Genomic DNA, 19,848 nt, shown 5'->3' on the forward strand with positions numbered 1-19,848 from the left:
TTGCCAAAGCCCTTTTTGTCACGCTTCATCTTACGCCTCCGTCGAACGCCCCGCATCGGCCGGAAGTCATCGCTGCGCATGCCTCATGCGTTTGAGTAGACTCGTGGGTCGTTCCGGCAGCGGCGCACGCCGCCCGACTCCGGTCCGAGTCGCCCCGCATGAATGGAAGACCCAACCATGAACAACCCGACACGCTACGGCTTCTGGCTGCGCAATCTCCACTGGCTCATCGCTGCCCTGGTGATCGCCGCGTTGGCGCTGGTGGAACTGCATGAATTCGCCCCGCGCGGTTCGTCGTTACGCTCGAACATGATGTATTTCCACATGCAGTTCGGCCTTGCCGTGCTGATCCTGTTCCTTCCGCGCCTGATCGTGCGCCTGGCCGGCAAGCGACCGGCCATCGAGCCCCCCGCACCGCTCTGGCAGCGTATCCCTGCACATGCCATGCACGCCGTGCTCTACGCGCTGATCGTCCTGCAGCCGGTCCTGGGCCTGTTGATGATGCAGGCCGGCGACCATGCGATCGCCTTCTTCGGCATCCCGTTGCCGACGATGGTGTCGCCCAACGAGGCGCTGTCGCACCAGTTGGGCGGCTATCACAAACTGGCCGGAAACGTATTCCTGTGGCTGGTCGTCGCCCACGCCGTCATGGCCTTCTGGCATCACTGGGGACGCAAGGACAACACGCTGCGACGGATGTTCTACGGCAAATCCTGACGCGCTGACCTTCGCTCGCTGCGCCGGCGCCCTCGCCGGCGCAGAGGACCGCTGACCAGCAGCCAGCCCAGCATCACGCCGAGGCCGGCTGCCACGACCTCGCCCACCACGCGCATGCCCAGATAATCGGGATCGTGGATGCCCGACAGCACGCGCTGGATGGTCACCGGCGACTGCATGGGCACGATACCCATGTACACCAGATTCCAGATGTCCGCGCTGCATGCCGTCAACAACGTGAACAGATAGGCCCAGCCGATCTGCTTGCCGTGGCTCCAGCGCAGCCGCCGACCGACCACGACGTGTACCAGAAGCAGGGCCACAATGCCGGCCGCCAGAGCAATCAATGACGCTTCCAGCACGCCGGCCATGCCCATGTCGAGAAAGCGCAGATTCATGCGGCGCGATCAGGCCAGATGCTGCGCGAAGAATGCCAGCGTGCGCTTGCGCGCCAGCGCCGCGGAAATCTCGTCGTAGCTCCCGCGGTCATTGCAGTTGAAACCGTGATCGGCCGGGTACACGTGGAACTCCGCATCGGGGTTGGCCTTGCGCACACGGTCGCGATCGGCCGCACTGATGTGCGCATCGCGCTCGCCGTAGTGGAACATTAGCGGTGCCTGCGCCTCCTCTTCCACGAACTGCGTGTTGCGTCCGCCGTAGTAGCTCACGGCCGGAAGCCCCAGGCGCAATGCCGACAGATAGGCCACCGTGCCGCCCCAGCAATACCCGACCACGCCGACCTTGCCGACCTGCGCGACCCGGTCCGCCGCGGCCTTGACCAGATCCAGCGCCGCCTCGAAGGAAATCTGGCCGACGAATTCCAGCCCCCGCTTCACGCCGTCCTCGTCGTACGCCAACTCGACGTCCGGCTCGACCAAATCGAAGATGGCGGGCGCGATGGCCGTGTAGCCGGCCTGCGCGTAGTCGTCGACCACACGGCGGATATGCGCGGTCACGCCGAAGATTTCCTGGATGACCACCACACCCCCCTTGGGCGCGCCCTCCGGTTGCGCCATCCATGCGTTCACGGCCGGCGGGCCGTCCTGCAGTCGAATCTTTTCAGCCATCGTGGTTCCTTGTGGGGTGGGGATCTTTCAGACGTCGTCCTGCCGACGCAACGTCAGCTCGGGCAGGCCGCTGGCGCGATGCACGCGCACTTCGACATCGATGGGACGGCAGCATACTTCGCAATCCTCGACGTAGCGCTGCGTTTCCACTGTGCAATCGACGGTCAGCTCGATCGGCTCGCCGCAATACGGGCAAGTCGCGGCGACCGGTTCCAGTTCGTTCATGGCGGCCTCCGCCGTTCCTGCGGACATTCGCCTTCCAGCTTACTCCGTGCGTCCGCAGCGATCACGCCTCGACGACCGTTCCCCGTCGCAGCAACGCACCATTCGCACTTCCTGGCGGCGAGAACAGCACCGCCACGATTTCGCTCGCCGGCGCATCCGCCGAACGCGACGCCGCCTGGCCGCCCATGTCGGTCCGTACCCAGCCCGGATCGAGCGTGTTCACGCATACATCGACGTTCGGCGGCACGCAGGCCGCGAACTGGCGCGTCACGGCGTGCAGCGCCAGCTTCGAAAGCCCGTAGGCCGGCGGCGTGCCCGGCGCCGCCACCGCGGAGGCCTCGCCCCACCCGGACCCGATGTTGACGATGCGCCCATGACCGGCACGCACCATCGCCGGCAAAACGAGCTTGCACAACCGCCATGCACCGAGCAGATTGGTTTCCAGCACCTCACGCAGCGTCACCTCGTCCAGCGACAGCGCATCGAGCCCCTCGTCCGGCAGCATACCGGCGTTGTTGACCAGCCCGTCTAGGCGGCCGAAGCGTTCGAGCGCATCGGCTACGAACGCTTCACACTGCATCGCGTCGGTCACATCCAGCCTCCGCACGCATCCGTCCTGCATACCCGGTAGCGCGGGCATGCGCACCGGATCGCGCACGCCCGCCCACACGATGCCCCCCGCCGCCAGCAACGCCTGCGCCGTGGCCAGGCCGATGCCCCGATTGGCGCCGGTCACGGCGATCACGCGATCGTGAAGTCGCGGCACGAGTCGATCCTCAGAACAGCGTCAGCAGCACGAGCACCAGTCCGACCATCGCCACCACCCACGCCAGCGTGCGTAGCACGGGAATGCCCAGCGCGTAGAGCGGCAGATAGGCGAGCCGTCCCCAGAAGTACAACTGCGCACCCAGCGCAAGCTCGGCATCGGTACGCCCCATCGCCAGCGCCGCCAGCAGCACCGCGGCGAACAGCGGGAAGGTCTCCAGGAAATTCAGCGATGCGCGTTGTAGCCGACCGCCCACGCCATCCAGCGGCGGCTTGGGCACATCACGCGCACTCAGCGCCCAGCCCAGACCGTTGCGGGCGACCGAGAACGTCGCCGCCAGCACGATATGCAGCAAGCCCAGTACCACGCTCCAGGCCAGCATCGTGATCGTCATACTCATGTCTTTACCCTCCCCGGCAGGCCGGAATGGCCCGGCGCCACTATGCATCGCCGCACCCGGTACGTGCCACATATAAAATCGCTTGCAATTAAATTGCGCGCTATATATTATCCACAGCCATGAACACGAAATCCCGTCACGACACGCCTCGCCTCGACGCCCAGCTGTGCTTCGCGCTGTACGCGGCCAATCTCGCTATGAGCAAGGTCTACCGGACCCTGCTCAAGCCGCTGAACCTGACCTACTCGCAGTACCTCGTGCTGATGGTGCTGTGGCAGGAGGATCATCGCAGTGTCTCGGAGATCGGCGAACGCCTGCAGTTGGATTCGGCAACGTTGACGCCACTACTCAAGCGCATGGATGCCGCTGGCCTGGTGACCCGCGCCCGTTCGCGCGAGGACGAGCGCCACGTGGTCGTCTCGCTGACCGAGAAGGGACGCGAACTCGAATCCAGGGCAGGCGCCGTGCAGGATGCCGTGTTCTGTGCCAGCCAGTGCTCCGTCGACGAACTCGGCGATCTGCGCGACCAACTTCAACGCCTGCGGAACCACCTCGCGGAGAACGCATGATCGCGTTCTTTTCGCCAACTGAATAGCGCGCTATTTAATAGCCAGCTATTTCAATTCCCCCCGGAGAACCTCCATGAACATCGAAAATGTCCTTTACCGCGCCCAAGCCACCGCCACCGGCGGTCGCGACGGACGTGCCGTGTCCTCGGACGAAGTCCTCGACATCCGCCTGACCACACCCAAGTCGCTGGGCGGCGATGGCGCCGAAGGCACCAACCCCGAACAGCTGTTCGCGGCCGGCTACTCGGCCTGCTTCCTCGGCGCAATGAAGTTTGTCGCCGCCCAGGACAAGATGCGCCTGCCGGCCGATACCGCCATCACCGGCCACGTCGGCATCGGCCCGATCCCGACCGGCTTCGGGATCGAGGTCGAACTGCAGATCCAGCTACCCGGCATGGAGCGCGAAACCGCCGAGGCCCTGGTACAAAAGGCGCACACCGTGTGCCCGTACTCCAACGCCACCCGCGGCAACATCGACGTCACCCTGACCGTGATCTGAGCACTGCGGCGGGCGGAATGGTCTACCCGCCGCATTACGATGGCTCGCTCCCCGATATCCCGCACCGCTCACAGCCCGAGCTTTTCCGTTCTTCAATAGCGCGCTATTCAAGGGCTATCGATGCGCAAGGAGCCTCCCCATATGCAACCTCAAGCCCTCCCTCGTCATCGGCAACCTGGCTACGGGACGCATGCGTTCGGGCCACGCCGCTCACGCCGGCGACACCCCGACACGCACCACCATCAGGCAGCTGACGCGCGATGCATGACAGACCGGTTCCGTACTTCGCTCAACCGGTTTCGCCCAACAACCCACGCGTCCGGGCATGCCGCACTCGACTGCGCAGGCGCAGGAAAGGTCGCTCCACGCCGTAATGGAACACCGCTCCGACCAGCAGCACCGCCACCGCGTAGACCAGCACGGTCCACCACCCATGCCCCTCGACGCGCGCGCCCAGCCAGCGATGCACGTTGGCGTAGACCGCTTTGTGGGTCAGGTACAGGCTGTAGGAAGCCAGTGCCAGCCAGGTCGCACCGGGCACGCGGCGGCGCCCGACGATGCTGTGCGGACTGGCCGCGCCGCACACCAGCGCCATCATGCCCAGCGCCAGCAGCGGATATCCGAACACATTCTGCGCGAACGCCAGCCGCTGACCGGCGAACCACACCATGCACAGCCCCACCAGACCCAGTCCCACGATCAGCAGCGCCCACGCACGCGCCTGCAGCCAGGACCAGAGCTGTGGTCGATAACAGCGGATACCGGCCAGCACCACACCGCCCAGCAAATCGTCCAGACGCGCCCAGGTCGGCATGTACAGATAGCGCATGTACGCCTGCCCCGCCGCGCGACCGGCGGCCTGCAGCGGCGCGACCTCCGTGGTCCACAGCATCCCGCGCAGCAGCATGCCGCCGAGCATCAGCACCATGCATGTCGCCACCACACGGCGCGGCGACGGTCGCCAGGCCAGCGCCACGGCGAACATAGGAAACAGCAGATAGAAGTGCTCCTCCACGCACAGGGACCACGCGTGCGAAAGCGCCACCTGGGACGACGGCGCCGGCCACAGATTCATGCTGAAGGTCAGGAATTCCCAGGTTGGCCGCATCCCCGGCGCTTCGCGCAGAAAGGGCCAGCCCACATAGATCGCGAGCACCAGCAGATACACCGGCAGAATCCGGAACGCACGCCGCAGATAGAAGTCGGCGAACGAGAACGGCTCGCCGCGCGCCAGCGGTTTCAACACCTGCGATCCGATCAGGAACCCACTGAGCGCGAAGAACAGGTCCACACCCATCCAACCGCTCCAGCGCCATATCCCGCCGCCGCTGTAGCCCCCCGCGTAATAGCTGTGGAACACCATTACCCAGACAATTGCGATCGCTCGCAGCAGATCCAGTCCCGGCTGCCGTTGCATGCTTGTCCCTTGCCGCGTGCCCCGATGCACGCGGCGAGCCTAGTCGGCAATTCGGGCAAATGGCGGGCAGGTTCGAGCCGACGCCATGACAGGCGCCGGAAGCCATGCCGAACCGGCTCGCGCTAGAACGACGTGCGCCGCACCTCGAGATCGCGTAAATCACGCCGCTTCCAGTACGCGATACGCGCCTGCCACTGCGAGGCCGCCACATGATCGCGCCCGAAATCGACGCCAATACGGGCACCTTGAGGTTGTTCCAGCTCCAGCACGATGCGATTGCCGGACTTGCGTTGCAGGCCCAGCCGGTTGGCAGCATGTGTCCACTCGTGCTTCCAATGCCGGACCTGTTCGCTACGAAGCATGTATTCGTGTGCATCCGGCGTGCGCACCCAGAGCCGGTCCGAAGCATGATCCAGTGCGATGTTCCGGTGATGCACCGACGCCTGGAATCCGCTCGGAAACCTGGGTTCGTAGCGCAATAGAGAACGGTACGCCAGCAAACTCGCCAGGAGCAGCAGCAAAGCCGCGCCGAGCATCAGGTCACCATGCCGTTGAATGACATGATCCAGCTTGGGCCAGATCAGTATCGCCGCCAGACATGTCGCCAACGCCGCCCCGATCAGCGTCAGCCGAATCGCAAACCTTTGCCTCGTCGATAGGTAGTGCATCTCCAACACTCCCGATTCCCTTCCATTCGCGTTTGATGTGACATCGATCCGTGATCGCGGTTCGCGAGTGATGCATCGCGCCCCTCCGCACGACCACCGATCCAGCTCCGATTATACACGTTATACAGGTAACATCTCTTGTTTCGTCTAACGCATGCTCGGGTAATAACGTCCATGGCCGGACCTTCGAGCGACGGTCATGAAAAGAGCTTCGATCCACACCCCTGAGCATGCCGAATTGGTCACGCTACTGCGTGATCTGCGTCTCGAAGCCGGACTTTCGCAAGCCGAGGTCGCCGCTTCGCTGGGGCGTCCGCAGACCTATGTCTCGGCCATCGAGGTCGGCCAACGGGGCGTGGATCTGGTCCAGGTCCGTGAACTGGGCGCCATCTACGGCGTCACCTTCACCGACTTTGCCGAGCGGCTCGAACAACGCCTCAAGGACAAAATCAGCGAGACGCGACCGCCGAGGCGACGACGCAAGTCCTGACCCTGACTAGCGCAAAACCTACCACGCCCGTTATCGACAGGCATCTACGCCATCCGCGCTACATCCGGATGACCGTCTCCCCGAAACCCAGCGAGACACACTCCACATCGGCATCGGGTCTGCTCTGCGCGCCCGCAAATCGCCCGCATCCCGGCTCCGATCCGTCGTGAATCCCTCGCAGACTACGTGCATCCGGCCTCGCGCCGCTATCAGGGAATGCATGCATGCTTCGTCGTGAACTTCTGAAAAGCCTAGCGGTAGGTGCCGGCATGGCGGCCATGCCGCAGGTGCGCGCGCACACGCCCGAAGGACGCCAACTCGACGCACGTCGCTACATCCATACGCGCCTTGCCGCGCTGGAAAAGCGTCATGGTGGTCGTCTTGGTGTGGCGATGCTGGACACGGCCAGCGGTCGGCAGATCGGCTATCGCGCGGATCACCGTTTCCTGATGTGCAGCACGCACAAGGTGCTGGTGGTCGCCGCCCTGCTGGCGCGCGTGGACCGCGGCATCGAGGACCTGCAACGCCGTGTGATCTTCGATCATCAAGCCCTCCTCGATTACGCGCCCGTCACCCGGCGCCACGTCGGCGCTCCCGGCATGACGCTGGAAGCTTTGTGCGAGGCCGCCATCACCCTCAGCGACAACACCGCGGACAACCTCCTGCTGAACGCACTGGGCGGGCCCGATGCCGTGACCGCCTATGCCCGCAGCCTGGGCGACCGAGTCACGCTGCTCACGCGCACTGAACCGGCGCTCAATCTCGCCCTGCCCGACGACCCCAGCGACACCACCACCCCGCAGGCCATGCTGAGCGACCTGCGCGACCTGTTGATCGGCGAAGCGCTGCATCCGGCTTCGCGCCAACGCCTGCTTGGCTGGATGCGCGCGTGCCAAACCGGCTCGCGACTGCTGCGCGCAGGACTGCCTCGTGCCTGGCGCTGCGCCGACAAGACCGGTCGCGGCGCCGCCAACGAGATCCACGACATTGGCCTGATCGAGCCGCCGCACGGCAAACCCGTGCTGGTCTGCGCCTATTACGCCGACTCCATCGCACCGGAAGCGGCCCGCGAGAGCGTGCTCGCCGATGTCGGACGGCTCGCGGTCACGCTGCGCGGCTGATCGTGCTTCCGGACATCCGACGGATGCCGCGCACTCAGCGCGGCTCGTCCAGGCGCAAGGTCAGGCATTTGGCCGAACCGCCGGATTTCATGAACTCGCCCAGCGGCGTTTCGATCACGTCGTAGCCGAGTCCGCGCAAGCCGTCGCGCAGCGCATCGCTGGCCCGATTCAGGATCACCGCATCGTTCACGTCCACCGCATTGCAGGCGAAGGCAGCGGCATCGTCCGCGCCGACGGCGAGACGCCTGTGCGCCGGCACCCGCTCCTCGATCAAGGCACGCGAAGCGTCATCGAAGGCCGCCGGGTGATACAGCAGTGCACCGTTCTGCAGGGGACAGAAACAGGTATCCAGATGGTAGAAACGCGCATCGCTCAGTCTCAAGGGAATCACCTCGATATCCAGCATGGTTCCCAGGATGTCGGCACACGCCGCGTCGCTGCGATGCCCGTATCCCATCCAGAGCAGCGACTGTCCGCGATCGAGCAGCGCGTCGCCCGCACCCTCGAAATCAAGTCCCTCGGGCAAGGCCTGGATCGTGTAGCCCTGCTGCGCGAACCAGCGCTCGAACAGCGGCTCCTCTCCCTTGCGCTGCGCATGACGGAACCGGCTGGGGACGAACGTGTCGCCGAGCACGACGCCCGCATTGGCGGTGAAGGGCATGTCCGGAAGGCCCGGCGCAGGCTCGATGAGCCGCACCTCGGCGCGGGCGCTCAGCAGGGCATGCAAAGCGTCCCATTGCGCCTGCGCCCGCGACCGATGCACGCCGTCGACATGACGCGCCATCCACGGGTTGATCACGTACGAAACCTCGAAGTACGTGGGCGGGCACATCAACATGCGGGGTCGTTGCGTCATGCAAACCTCCTCGTGCGGGAATCGTCGAACTCAAGGACCTGCGGACAAGTCCAATGCGTGTCGCCAGATCGACCGTAACGGATCAAGGCATACGGACAAAGGGGGCCGGCAGCCGATCGAGCAGCCCGTACAGCGCAGACATGCAGACAGACAGATCCGGTTCAACGCCGCAATTCAAGTGGCAGGGCGCTGTCCTGCAGATTTCAGCGTGAAGCCTTGAATAATTTGTTGCACGAATGCAGCGGATGCCGTTATCACCGTTGGTTGTTAGGTGCTCTCACGCCCCACGAGGCCTCCATGCACTGTGCGTGTCATCATGGCATGGAACTGCACGACGACCTCGCCCCTGCCTCGGCTCCGCTCGCACAAGGCCCGCCCATGTCCGATCGCATTCTCGTCCTGTATGGCTCCTACCGCTCCGATCGCGCCGGCATACGACTGGCGAACTACATCGTGCACGGCCTGCGCGCGCGTGGCGCCGAAGCCGAACTGATCGATGCCATGCAGATCGACCTGCCCATGCTCGATCGCATGTACAAGGAGCATGCCGAGGGCGAGGCCCCCGAGGCGATGAACGCCCTGGCGAAAAAGATCCGTGCGGCCGACGGTTTCGTGTTCGTGACCGGGGAATACAACTGGGGCATGCAGCCCGGCCTGAAAAACCTCACCGATCACTTCCTCGAGGAATGGTTCTGGCGTCCCGCCGGAATCGTCAGCTATTCGGCCGGGCGACTGGGCGGCGCGCGCGCCAACCTGCTCTGGCACGGCACCCTGTCTGAAATGGGCATGGTCGTGATCTCCAGCACCGTGCTGGTCGGCTCGGTCGGCCAGACGCTCGACACAGAAGGCCGGCCGCAGGGCGAGGCCGGCGCGTTCCTGGAACAATCGTTCGCGCGCTTTGCAGACGACCTGGCCTGGTGGACCGAAGCCGCGCGCCTGCAGCGTCAGCGCCGCAAGCCGCCGTACTGACCGGCTCACGCCGAGGCACGCGCCGGTTATGCACTTTGCTTCCCGGCCGACGCGACCGGCTGCGGTACCATGAGCGTTCATGCGATCCGTCGACACATGGCCTCGCGTCCTGCGCAGACGTGAAGCCCGACGCGTTGCGAATCTTTCTTGCACCGAGCGACCGCTCCGCGGGACCACCCAGTCCGCGACGTGCGATGCCACGGCCAGCGCCACCATCCACCGTGCACGTCGCTCGCGCACTCGATTCATGCACACGCCACCACGTCCCCGTTCCCCATGACGCGTCACACCGCATCGCCCTCCACTTCAGCCGGGTCCAGCCTGGCCGTGATCATCTTCTGGCTCGCCTCCGGCGCCTTCGCCATCGGCGCGGGTGAATTCGCGGCCATGAGTCTGCTGCCGTACTTCGCCGCGGAGTTCCACGCGTCCGAAGCCGTGGCCGGACACGCCATCAGCGCCTACGCGCTGGGCGTGGTCATCGGCGCACCGCTGATCGCGATGTTCGCCTCGAGACTGCCTCGCAAGCACGTACTGCTGGCCCTGATGGGTGTGTTCGCCATCGGCAACCTGCTGACTGCGCTGGCGCCGTCGATGTGGACGATGGACCTGGCGCGCTTCCTCAGCGGCCTGCCGCATGGCGCGTTCTTCGGCATCGCGATGCTGTTCGCCGCCGACATCGCCGGGAAGCACCGGCGGGCGCAGGCCGTCAGCCAGGTCATTCTGGGCCTGGCCATCGCCAATATCGTGGGTGTCCCGGTGGTCAACTACCTCGGCCAGCTGCTTGGCTGGCGTACCGGCTTCGCGATGGTCGCGGCGCTGGCCTGTCTCACCGTGATCATGGTCTGGCGCACCGCACCGTACAAGGGACCGCATCCCGACGCACATCCGCTGGCCGAGATCGGCGCCTTCCGCAATCGCGACGTGCTGCTGACGCTGGCCATGGGCGCCATCGGCTTCGGTGGCATGTTCGCGGTGTACACCTATTTCAGCGCAGCCTTCCTGGCGACCACGCATGCGCCGGCATGGGGCGTGTCCGTCATTCTGATGATCTACGGCGTCGGCACCACGCTGGGCAACATCGTGGCCGGCGCATTCTCCGGCGGCCGCCTGCTGAAGGCCGCCCTGGCGCTGCAGATCGTGCTGGGTCTGGCCTGCGGTTTCTATGCATTCTCGATCGGCAACGTCGTCCTCATGGGCACTTCGCTGTTCATCATCGGCCTGGGCGGCGGTCTGGTCGTGCCCTTGCAGACGCGGCTGATGGACGTGGCCGGCAACGCCCAGACGCTCGCCGCCGCGATGAACCATGCGGCCTTCAACATGGCCAACGCACTCGGACCGTGGCTGGCCGGCATGGCGCTCACGGCCGGATGGGGCTGGCGCGCGACCGGGGGCGTCGGCGTCGCCCTGGCCCTCGGCGGTGTGGCGATCTGGCTCGCCATGCGCTGGTCGGAATCGCGCCGCACACTCGATGCGGACCTCGAACGCGCCCCCGCCTGACGCTCCGAACGCGCACGCTTTTCGGATAGTTCCCGCTGCATCAATGGCCGCGCTCGCCCCGGTTTCGCTCGACATCCGTCGCTGCGAACTGCATCCCCTTCTCGGCAGCTCGCCAAACCGAACTAAGCGGATACTAAGCAATATCCCGCTATATCCCCCTGCGCGCAGCGTATGTCTCCGCCTAGAGAGACCGCTCGTTGCGCGCGTCCGCGCTCTTATGTTTCACGCCGCGGAAAGGCTGGGGGCAGTTTGCATATGAAAAAGCCTTAAGTAGGAAGGCGTGAATGCGGGAACCGACTTGAGCCGAACGGCTCGTCGAGCGTTTGCATCGGCGTGTCTTCGTTCGGCCTGTGATCGGACATCAACTTATTCGACGCATTCAAAGGAGAAGCCTTATGAAATCCACAGGAAAAATCCTGACCGCCCTTTCGCTGACCCTGCTGGCCAGCGCCAGCTTCGCGGCCAAGCCGCCCACTCCCATGAACTACGAAGGCACGCCTGGCGGCGTCCGCCTGCTCGAACAGGGTCAGCCGGTGGCCATCGTGCATCCGACCGTGGATGCGATGGATGCCTGGCGCGCGCAGCATCCGAACCGCGGCCAGGCCAAGGGCGGCAATCACGGTGGCGGCTCCACCACCACCAACAACCTGATCTACCAGGGCGGCACCGGCGGCATCGGTGTGGAAACTTCGCCGAAGGTCTATCTGGTGGTCTGGGGTTCGCAGTGGAACAACAATGATCCCAGCGGCGAAGTCTCGATCCTCGAGTCCTTCCTCGGCAGCGTCGGCGGCAGCTCCTGGCTGAACAGCGTCACGCAGTACTGCCAGGGCGTGAGCAGCGGCACCGAGTTCTGCAACGGTGCAGGCACCGCAGCCGGCAATCCGCTGAACATCTATCAGAACGTGTGGTTCGACAACAGCTCGGCCGCGCCGAGCCATCCGACGCAGTCGCAGCTGGCTGCCGAAGCGGTCAAGGCCGCCGCGCACTTCGGCAACACGTCGTCCGGTAGCAACGCCAGCACCCAGTACGTGATTGCCACCGCGACCGGCAACAGCGCGTCCGGCTTCGGCACGCAGTACTGCGCGTACCACAGCTACAGCAGCTCCTCGTACGGCAACGTGGCCTACACCAACCTGCCGTACATGACCGACGCCGGTGCGAGCTGCGGCGCCAACTTCAATGGCCTGGGTTCGAAGGCCGGCATCACCATCGTCGAAGGCCATGAGCTGGCCGAGACGATTTCGGACCAGTTCCCGAGCAGCGGCTGGATCGACGGCAGCGGCGCAGAGAACGGCGACAAGTGCGCCTGGATTTCCTCCGGTCAAGGCGCATCCGCAAACGTCACGCTCTCCGGCGGCACCACCTACCCGGTGCAATCGCTGTGGAGCAACGCCTTTAATAGCGGCGCAGGCGGTTGCGTGTTGTCGTACTGATCGCGAATTCCCCTCGTGATCGGCGCCGGCGATGCCTCGTGCATCGCCGGCATTTTTATGTCCGCACCGAACGCATCCACGGCTTCGCGACAAGCGGTTCTCCGCGTCGTTTGTAAACGCGGTGACGCTTCCTACAATGACCGCGTCACCTCATCGCAACGGGCGGAACACGGCCACATGAACGACAGACGTATCCGGCGCATTGTCATCGTCGGCGGCGGCACGGCCGGCTGGATGACCGCCGCCGCCCTGGGCCAGGCGCTGCAGGGCAACTGCCGCATCGATCTCGTGGAGTCCGATCGCATCGGCACCATCGGCGTGGGCGAGGCGACGATTCCGCCGATCAAGCTGTTCAACCAGCGCCTGGGCATCGACGAGAACGCCTTCATCACCGCCACCCAGGGCACCTTCAAACTCGGCATCGAATTCGTCGACTGGTCACGCAAGGGCCACCGCTACTTCCATCCGTTCGGCCAGTTCGGCGCCGAGTTCGACAAGGTGCCCCTGCACCACTACTGGCTGCGCGAACGGACGCGCGGCGACGCGACACCGCTGGAGGACTACGCCCTGGCCTGGATGGCCGCGCGCGCCGGCAAGTTCATGACGCCGTCGAAAGATCCACGCCAGGTACTGTCCACCTTCGACTACGCCTATCAGTTCGATGCGGGCCTGTATGCGACATTCCTGCGTCGTTATGCCGAGCAGCACAACGTGCGCCGTACCGAAGGCCGGGTCACCTCCGTACAGCTGCGCGAGGATGGGTTCATCGACCGCGTGGCGCTGGAGAGCGGCGAACATCTCGAAGGCGATCTGTTCATCGATTGCAGCGGTTTTCGCGGACTGCTCATCGAGGGCGCGTTGCACGCCGGCTACGAGGACTGGCGGCACTGGTTGCCCTGCGACCGCGCGGTGGCCGTGCAGTGCGAGCACGGCGAAGCCTTCGTGCCCTACACCCGCTCCACCGCGCACGCCGCGGGCTGGCAATGGCGCATTCCGCTGCAGCACCGCGTCGGCAACGGACACGTCTACTGCAGCCACTACATCAGCGATGACGAAGCCGCCGCCACGCTGATGGATCACCTGGAAGCCCCCGCCCTGACCGAACCGCGCCTGCTGCGCTTCACGACCGGCCGACGGCGACGCTTCTGGCATCGAAACTGCGTCGCCATCGGCCTTTCCGCCGGTTTCCTCGAACCGCTCGAATCAACCAGCATCCATCTGATCCAGTCCGCCGTCACACGCCTGCTGGCGCTGTTCCCGGACCGCGACTTCGATCCGTACACCACGGCGGAATTCAATCGGCTGACGGGCCAGGAATACGAGCGCGTGCGCGATTTCCTGATCCTTCACTACTGTGCCAATCAACGCGAGGAACCGATGTGGCGCCACGTTGCACGCATGGATATCCCGCAACCACTGGCCTACAAGCTGGCACATTTTCGTGGCCATGGGCGCCTGGTCGCGGAGAACCACGAACTGTTCCAGAATCCGAACTGGCTGGCGGTCCTCGTCGGCCAGGAGGTCTGGCCCGAGCGATACGACCCACTCGTCGACCTGCGCAGCGAAGTCGACGCCCCGCAGATCCTCGCCGGTCTGCGCGACGTGATCGGCCAGGCCGTCGATGCCATGCCCACGCAACGCGAGTACATCGACCGTTACTGCCGCGCGCAACCGGGGAAATAGTCAAACTGCGGCGCACGGTCTGCGCCGCAGTTTGATGATAGGGTCCGTGGATGCGTCGCGATGGCACACCTCGCCTCGCACAGCGGCGCTGGATCACCCGGTCTTCAAAGCACAGGATGTATTGCATGCGATCAAGCCGGCGCTGCCTGCGGACACTTTTGCTCGCTTGCGCTGCGCTGCTGACATCGGCCAGCGCATGGGCGGCACGCCCCTTGCGCGTGATCTATCCGCGCGCCGAATCGCAGCAGGACGCGCGCCAACGGTATCCTCTGGAAGTCCTGCGGCTGGCACTTGCCCACAGCGGCGTCGCCTATCGGCTGCATCCCAGCCACACCGACATGCAGCAAGCACGCAGCCTGCGCATGCTCGAAGCCGGACGCGCCCTCGATGTCGTATGGACCGTCACCACCCGCGAACGCGAGCGACACCTGCGCGCCATCCGATTCCCCATCGACCGCGGCATGATCGGCTGGCGCGTACTGCTGATTCATCGCGGCGATCGTGCGCGTTTCGCAGACATCAAGACCTTGCACGAACTCTCCGACTTGCGTGGCGGGCAGGGACATGACTGGCCAGATCTGGCCATTCTTCGCGCCAACGGTCTGCGCGTCGACGCCGCGGCAACTTATGAAGGCCTGTTCCAGATGCTGGCTCGCCGCCACATCGACTACTTCCCGCGATCGATCGCCGAGGTCGACGGTGAACGGGTGCACAACGCGGCACTGCCGATCGAACTCGAACCGCATCTGCTGCTGCACTATCCCTCTGCATTGTATTTCTTCGTCAATCCGCGCAACACGGCCCTGGCCGACGCCATCCGCCTCGGCCTCGAACGCAGCCTCGACGATGGCAGCCTGCTGCGCCTGTTCCACCGCACCTACGACCGGGATCTCGCCCGACTCGATCTGGCCCGACGCCATATCATCGAACTGCGCAATCCGGATTTCCCGCGCGATGCTCCGTTGCAACGTCACAACCTGTGGTTCCACCCGGAAAAGCGCCCATGACCGCCCGCGCGAAGAATCGACATTCGATCAGTCTGCGGCTGGCTGCCGCCACGGTGTTGCTCGGACTCATCGTTTCCGTGGCTGTGACCGCCCTTCAAGTCCATGTGATCTACCGCAACCAGGTCGAGAGTGCACGGGAGCAACTCGACGAGATTCGGCAAAGCCTGGTGCCGAGCCTGGAAGCCGGACTCTGGCAGGTCGACCGCGGCCGTACCCGCCTGCTGCTCGATGCACTGGCCCACACTCCCGGTATCGGCTACGTGCAACTCGACAGCGAAGGACGGCATGTGACCCGCGGGCAGGCCGATGCCCCGGTGCTACTCGAGCGCAGCTATCCGCTGATCCACGACGACGGCCAACGTTTCGATCTCGGCACGCTGCGCGTCGTCATCGACAGCCGCAGCACAATGACGCGGCTGCGCAACGCCATCGCGCGCGAATTGCTGACCACGACCGCTGCACTGCTGAGCATGTCGCTGCTGCTGCTGTGGTTATTCCGCCGCTGGGTGACACAACGCCTCAAAACCATGGCCACCTACGCAAGCGAACTGGACATCGAGCGTTTGCAGACCCCCCTGGAATGGCCGAAGCGTCCCAGTCGACATGCGGACGACCTCGATCTGGTCGCACAGGCCCTCAATCAGATGCGCGAGCGCATGCTCGAGGAATTCGAAGTACGCGTACGCCACGAGCGCGAATTGCAGCAGCACCGCGAGCGCCTGGAGTCACTGGTCCGGGCACGCACCGCCGAGCTGGAGGACAAAACGCGCCAACTGGAAGAAAAAAGCCGCCAGTTGCAGGAACTGGCCAACACCGACAGCCTCACCGGCGTCTGTTCGCGACGCCAGTTCCTCGCACTGCTGGACCAGGAACTTGCACGTGCGCAGCGCGGCGGCGCCGCCATGACCGTGCTGATGTTCGACGTCGACCACTTCAAGCGCATCAACGACACACACGGTCATGCCACAGGTGACCGCGTGCTCGTGCGCATCGCCGAATGCTGCCGCGAGCAGCTGCGCCGCATTGATGTGCTCGGACGTCTTGGCGGCGAGGAATTCGCCGTGCTGCTGCCGCGCTCGGATCGGCGCGGCGCAGCCGTCACAGCCGAGCGGCTGCGCGCAGCGATCGAGGCACTCGTGATCAAGAGCGATCAGGGCGAACGCATCTCCATCACGGTTTCGATCGGGGTGGCCGAACTGGTCCACCCGGACGAGAAACCCGACACCCTCATCGCACGCGCCGACGCCCAGCTCTACCGCGCCAAGCACTCGGGCCGCAATCGCGTCTGCGTCGACGACGAATCGACGCTCTGATTCGAACCCATCCCCGTTCCTCCATACCCGTCCGACACCGTATTTTTCCCGGGTCCGTCCGGTGCTTCATACTCTGCGTCCGCCCCCGTAATCCGGACGACTTCATGACCCCGAACGATCAAGCGCTCAAGCAGGCCTGCACCTTTGTGCTCTCGCGACTGTCGCCGCCCAGCGCCGCCGAAACCCTGAACCGACTGGCCCGCCACGCAGCCTCCGAGGACGGCATCGACCTGTACGGGGAAGGCGGCGCGGTCGAGCGTCTCGAAGCCGTCACCACCGACCGCCTCGGCAAGGAAACCGGCCTTTTCTTCATCAAGGGCGTGACCGCGCAGTTGTGCGTGCTGCGCGCCTATGCCGAGGCGCGCAACTGCCGCAACGTCGTCATCCATCCGCTGAGCCACCTCGGCATGGACGAATCCGACGCCATCGAGCGCGTCGCCGACCTGCACGCCATCCGCCTCGGTCATCACGCACCGTTCACGACCGCCATGCTGGAAGACGTGACCGAACCGCTGGCCGCCGTGGTGGTCGAACTGCCTCTGCGCCGGGCCGGATATCTGCTTCCCGATCTCGACGAACTCCACGCCATCTCCGCCTGGTGCCGCGAGCGCGACGTGCCGCTGCACCTCGACGGCGCACGCCTGTGGGAAGCCGCCGCCGGGTATGGCGTGACCGAAGCCGAGCTGACCGCACTGGCCGACAGCGTCTACGTTTCCTACTACAAGGGACTCGGCGGCCTCGGCGGTGCGCTGGTGGCGGGAAGCGAGTCCTTCATTCGCACACTGCGCGTGTGGAAGACGCGTTACGGCGGCAATCTGTTCACGGCCTATCCCTATGCCATCGCGGCATTGGACGGGCTGGAGCAGCGCGCGCCGCACCTGCCCGCCTACGTCGAACGCGCACGCAAGCTGGCGGACGCGCTGAACAAGCTTCCGGACCTGATCGTGCATCCCCGGCGTCCGCACACCAACGCCTTCCAAGTCTGGTTGCCGGGTACGCCCGCGGCGCTGACCGAGCAGCATCGCCGCTTCGCGCACGAGCGCAAGACATGGCTGTTCGAACGCTTCGGCGAAGCGCCACTGACCGGCTACGCCATGGCCGAGATCGAGATGGGGCCGGCCTCGGATCGCTATGTCATCGCCGACGCCATGGAGCACATCGCCCACTTCCTGACATTCATTCGCGCCTGACCCGGGGCGCCTGCCGCGCCCGCCGACACGCGGCAAGCGCACGAACGTTGCACGAAAACGGCAAAACCGTGGCCGTTCGTTCGTTTCCGGCGCGAAACAGCGATATGCTGGATCGGTCATTTCCAGCCGGAGCCGTCGCTCTGGTTCGGACGCGCCCGGCCATGGACATGGCAGACAGGGGATACGGAAGCGGTCCGCCTTCGCGTTGCATCGCTTCCTTCGCACGATCTCGATTCGCATTGACGATCAGTGATCTCAAGGAGGATTCATCATGTCTGCATTCCACCGCTCGATCCTCGTCGGCAGCGTACTGTCCGGCGCCCTGCTCCTGGCATGCGCCGGACCCGCGCACGCTGCAGGAAGCACCACCGGCGCGACTCCGCAGGATGCCGTACACCACGACCGACTACCATCATTGCGCGGTCTGCTGCCGCGTCCGGAAGACTTCTCCAACGGCCAGGCGCACCCCGCGCGTCCGATCCCGTTCCTGGTACAGAAAGGCAATCTGGGCGACGGGGCCCTCCAGACCAGCGCCATCGTCAGCGCACTCCCGGCCGCAGGCGCCGGCTTCGAAGGCATCGGCGAGGGCTTCAGCGGACCGCAGGGCGCGTTCACCATCCAGTACGCGCCGCCCGACACCGTCGGCGCCGTCGGCGCCACGCAATACGTGCAGGTCGTCAACGACGCGCTGGCCGTGTTCGACAAGTCGACCAAGGCTGTGGTCTACGGCCCGGTACCGACCAATACGCTATGGCAGGGCTTCGGCGGCGGCTGCGAGAACAACAACGACGGCGATCCGGTGGTGGTCTACGACCAGATCGCCGGACGCTGGGTCGTCTCGCAGTTCTCGGTGTCGACCACGCCGTATCTGCAGTGCGTGGCGGTGTCGGCGACCAGCGACGCTACCGGCGCCTGGTATCGCTACTCGTTCTCGTACGGCAGCGTTTTCCCCGACTACCCGAAGATGGGCGTCTGGCCGGACGCCTACTACGAGACCTTCAACATGTTCGGTAACACCTTCCAGGGCGCCAAGCTGTGCGCGTACGATCGCAGCGCGATGCTCAACGGACAGCCGGCCACGCAGCAGTGCTTCCAGCTCTCGTCCAGCTACGGTGGCGTGCTGCCCTCGGACCTGGACGGCAGCACCCTGCCGCCCTCCGGCTCGCCGAACTACATGATGAACTTCACCAGCAATGCGCTGAACCTGTGGCGGTTCCACGTCGACTGGAGCAATCCGGGCAACACCACGCTGACCGGACCGATCAACATCCCGGTGGCCGGGTTCAGCGCCGGCTGCAGCGGCGGCGGCACCTGCATCCCGCAGAGCGGCACGCGCAACAAGCTCGATTCACTGGCCGATCGCCTGATGTTCCGCCTGGCCTACCGCAACTTCGGTGATCACGAATCGCTGGTGCTCAACCACACCGTGCTCGCCGGCAGTGGCAAGGGCAATCCGACGAAGAACAACTACACCGGCATCCGCTGGTACGAGATCCGCAACCCGGCCGGCACACCGGTGGTCTACCAGCAATCGACCTATGCGCCCGACAGCACCTATCGCTGGATGGGTTCGATCGCGATGGACAAGCTGGGAGACATGGCACTGGGCTACAGCGCATCCAGCAGCAGTATCCATCCGGCGATCCGCTACACCGGTCGTGAAGTCGGCGACCCGCTCGACACCATGCAGGCCGAGCAGACCATCCTCGCCGGCACCGGCTCGCAGACCGGCAACCTGAGCCGCTGGGGCGACTACAGCGCGATGACGGTCGACCCGGTCGACGACTGTACGTTCTGGTACACGACCGAGTACCTGGTCAACGACGGCTCGTTCAACTGGCACACGCGCATCGCTTCGTTCAAGTTCCCGACCTGCCAGTAAGCCCGCAGCCTTCGCTGCACGTACCACCGCCCCGGCGCTTCGCCGGGGCGGCATCCGCACCGGACGCCCGCAGGCCACA

General features: G+C 65.1%; 21 protein-coding genes. 13 read left to right on the top strand and 8 right to left on the bottom strand.

Annotation, left to right across the window (positions count from 1 at the left end; translation table 11 throughout):
- Positions 1-177 precede the first annotated feature (177 nt).
- Entirely contained in the window at positions 178-717 is a 540-nt protein-coding gene (locus HF690_RS05325; protein ID WP_168184672.1) for a cytochrome b, read from the top strand.
- On the opposite strand, the gene HF690_RS05330 is transcribed toward HF690_RS05325, so the two are convergent.
- From HF690_RS05330 to HF690_RS05350, 5 genes are all read right to left on the bottom strand, one after another.
- Positions 702-1,115 carry a hypothetical protein gene (locus HF690_RS05330; RefSeq protein ID WP_113064304.1) on the bottom strand — a complete coding sequence of 138 codons (414 nt, stop codon included), beginning with the start codon at positions 1,113-1,115 and terminating at the stop codon, positions 702-704. The genes HF690_RS05325 and HF690_RS05330 overlap by 16 nt on opposite strands.
- A 9-nt stretch (positions 1,116-1,124) precedes the next feature.
- Positions 1,125-1,784: a dienelactone hydrolase family protein gene (locus HF690_RS05335; protein WP_168608711.1), complete on the bottom strand. Its 660-nt coding sequence runs from the start codon at positions 1,782-1,784 to the stop codon at positions 1,125-1,127.
- 27 nt (positions 1,785-1,811) lie between these two features.
- Positions 1,812-2,009 (bottom strand): CPXCG motif-containing cysteine-rich protein, encoded by a 198-nt coding sequence (locus HF690_RS05340; RefSeq protein ID WP_113064565.1) that lies wholly within the window; start codon positions 2,007-2,009, stop codon positions 1,812-1,814.
- A 61-nt stretch (positions 2,010-2,070) separates the two neighbouring features.
- Entirely contained in the window at positions 2,071-2,775 is a 705-nt protein-coding gene (locus HF690_RS05345; protein ID WP_168608712.1) for an SDR family NAD(P)-dependent oxidoreductase, read from the bottom strand.
- A 10-nt stretch (positions 2,776-2,785) separates the two neighbouring features.
- Positions 2,786-3,175 (bottom strand): MAPEG family protein, encoded by a 390-nt coding sequence (locus HF690_RS05350; protein ID WP_168608713.1) that lies wholly within the window; start codon positions 3,173-3,175, stop codon positions 2,786-2,788.
- Between the two features lie 119 nt (positions 3,176-3,294).
- On the opposite strand from HF690_RS05350, the gene HF690_RS05355 reads away from it, so the two are divergent.
- Both HF690_RS05355 and HF690_RS05360 read left to right on the top strand, forming a co-directional pair.
- Complete coding sequence (locus tag HF690_RS05355) at positions 3,295-3,744, top strand: MarR family winged helix-turn-helix transcriptional regulator (RefSeq protein ID WP_168608714.1); 450 nt, start codon at positions 3,295-3,297, stop codon at positions 3,742-3,744.
- A 73-nt stretch (positions 3,745-3,817) separates the two neighbouring features.
- Positions 3,818-4,243 carry an organic hydroperoxide resistance protein gene (locus tag HF690_RS05360; protein ID WP_113064299.1) on the top strand — a complete coding sequence of 142 codons (426 nt, stop codon included), beginning with the start codon at positions 3,818-3,820 and terminating at the stop codon, positions 4,241-4,243.
- A 289-nt stretch (positions 4,244-4,532) separates the two neighbouring features.
- On the opposite strand, the gene HF690_RS05365 is transcribed toward HF690_RS05360, so the two are convergent.
- Together HF690_RS05365 and HF690_RS05370 are read right to left on the bottom strand one after the other, a co-directional pair.
- A complete protein-coding gene (locus HF690_RS05365; protein ID WP_168608715.1) occupies positions 4,533-5,660 on the bottom strand; it encodes an acyltransferase family protein in 1,128 nt (375 codons plus the stop codon).
- A 122-nt stretch (positions 5,661-5,782) separates the two neighbouring features.
- Entirely contained in the window at positions 5,783-6,334 is a 552-nt protein-coding gene (locus HF690_RS05370; RefSeq protein WP_168608716.1) for a hypothetical protein, read from the bottom strand.
- 193 nt (positions 6,335-6,527) lie between these two features.
- On the opposite strand from HF690_RS05370, the gene HF690_RS05375 reads away from it, so the two are divergent.
- Together HF690_RS05375 and bla are read left to right on the top strand one after the other, a co-directional pair.
- A complete protein-coding gene (locus HF690_RS05375) occupies positions 6,528-6,818 on the top strand; it encodes a helix-turn-helix domain-containing protein (protein WP_113064296.1) in 291 nt (96 codons plus the stop codon).
- 224 nt (positions 6,819-7,042) lie between these two features.
- A complete protein-coding gene (gene bla, locus HF690_RS05380; protein WP_168608717.1) occupies positions 7,043-7,939 on the top strand; it encodes a class A beta-lactamase in 897 nt (298 codons plus the stop codon).
- A 34-nt stretch (positions 7,940-7,973) separates the two neighbouring features.
- Here bla and HF690_RS05385 read toward each other — a convergent pair whose 3' ends face one another.
- On the bottom strand, positions 7,974-8,795 hold the full coding sequence (locus HF690_RS05385; protein WP_168608718.1) for a dimethylarginine dimethylaminohydrolase family protein: 822 nt from the start codon (positions 8,793-8,795) through the stop codon (positions 7,974-7,976).
- A gap of 378 nt (positions 8,796-9,173) precedes the next feature.
- On the opposite strand from HF690_RS05385, the gene HF690_RS05390 reads away from it, so the two are divergent.
- The 8 genes from HF690_RS05390 (at position 9,174) to HF690_RS05425 (ending at position 19,769) form a co-directional block, all read left to right on the top strand.
- On the top strand, positions 9,174-9,764 hold the full coding sequence (locus tag HF690_RS05390) for an NADPH-dependent FMN reductase (RefSeq protein WP_168608719.1): 591 nt from the start codon (positions 9,174-9,176) through the stop codon (positions 9,762-9,764).
- Between the two features lie 276 nt (positions 9,765-10,040).
- On the top strand, positions 10,041-11,261 hold the full coding sequence (locus HF690_RS05395) for an MFS transporter (RefSeq protein WP_168608720.1): 1,221 nt from the start codon (positions 10,041-10,043) through the stop codon (positions 11,259-11,261).
- Positions 11,262-11,656: 395 nt separating this feature from the next.
- Positions 11,657-12,694, top strand: a complete 1,038-nt coding sequence (locus HF690_RS05400; RefSeq protein ID WP_205300798.1) for a hypothetical protein — start codon at positions 11,657-11,659, stop codon at positions 12,692-12,694.
- Between the two features lie 177 nt (positions 12,695-12,871).
- Positions 12,872-14,377, top strand: a complete 1,506-nt coding sequence (locus HF690_RS05405) for a tryptophan halogenase family protein (protein ID WP_168608721.1) — start codon at positions 12,872-12,874, stop codon at positions 14,375-14,377.
- A gap of 212 nt (positions 14,378-14,589) precedes the next feature.
- Entirely contained in the window at positions 14,590-15,384 is a 795-nt protein-coding gene (locus HF690_RS05410; protein ID WP_168608722.1) for a substrate-binding periplasmic protein, read from the top strand.
- Positions 15,381-16,697 carry a GGDEF domain-containing protein gene (locus tag HF690_RS05415; RefSeq protein ID WP_168608723.1) on the top strand — a complete coding sequence of 439 codons (1,317 nt, stop codon included), beginning with the start codon at positions 15,381-15,383 and terminating at the stop codon, positions 16,695-16,697. The genes HF690_RS05410 and HF690_RS05415 overlap by 4 nt, the downstream gene beginning before the upstream one ends.
- 104 nt (positions 16,698-16,801) lie before the next feature.
- On the top strand, positions 16,802-17,887 hold the full coding sequence (locus HF690_RS05420; RefSeq protein ID WP_168608724.1) for a threonine aldolase family protein: 1,086 nt from the start codon (positions 16,802-16,804) through the stop codon (positions 17,885-17,887).
- Positions 17,888-18,158: 271 nt separating this feature from the next.
- Complete coding sequence (locus tag HF690_RS05425) at positions 18,159-19,769, top strand: hypothetical protein (RefSeq protein ID WP_168608725.1); 1,611 nt, start codon at positions 18,159-18,161, stop codon at positions 19,767-19,769.
- Positions 19,770-19,848 lie beyond the last annotated feature (79 nt).

The sequence above is a fragment of the Oleiagrimonas citrea genome (assembly GCF_012395255.1).
Lineage (GTDB): Bacteria > Pseudomonadota > Gammaproteobacteria > Xanthomonadales > Rhodanobacteraceae > Oleiagrimonas > Oleiagrimonas citrea.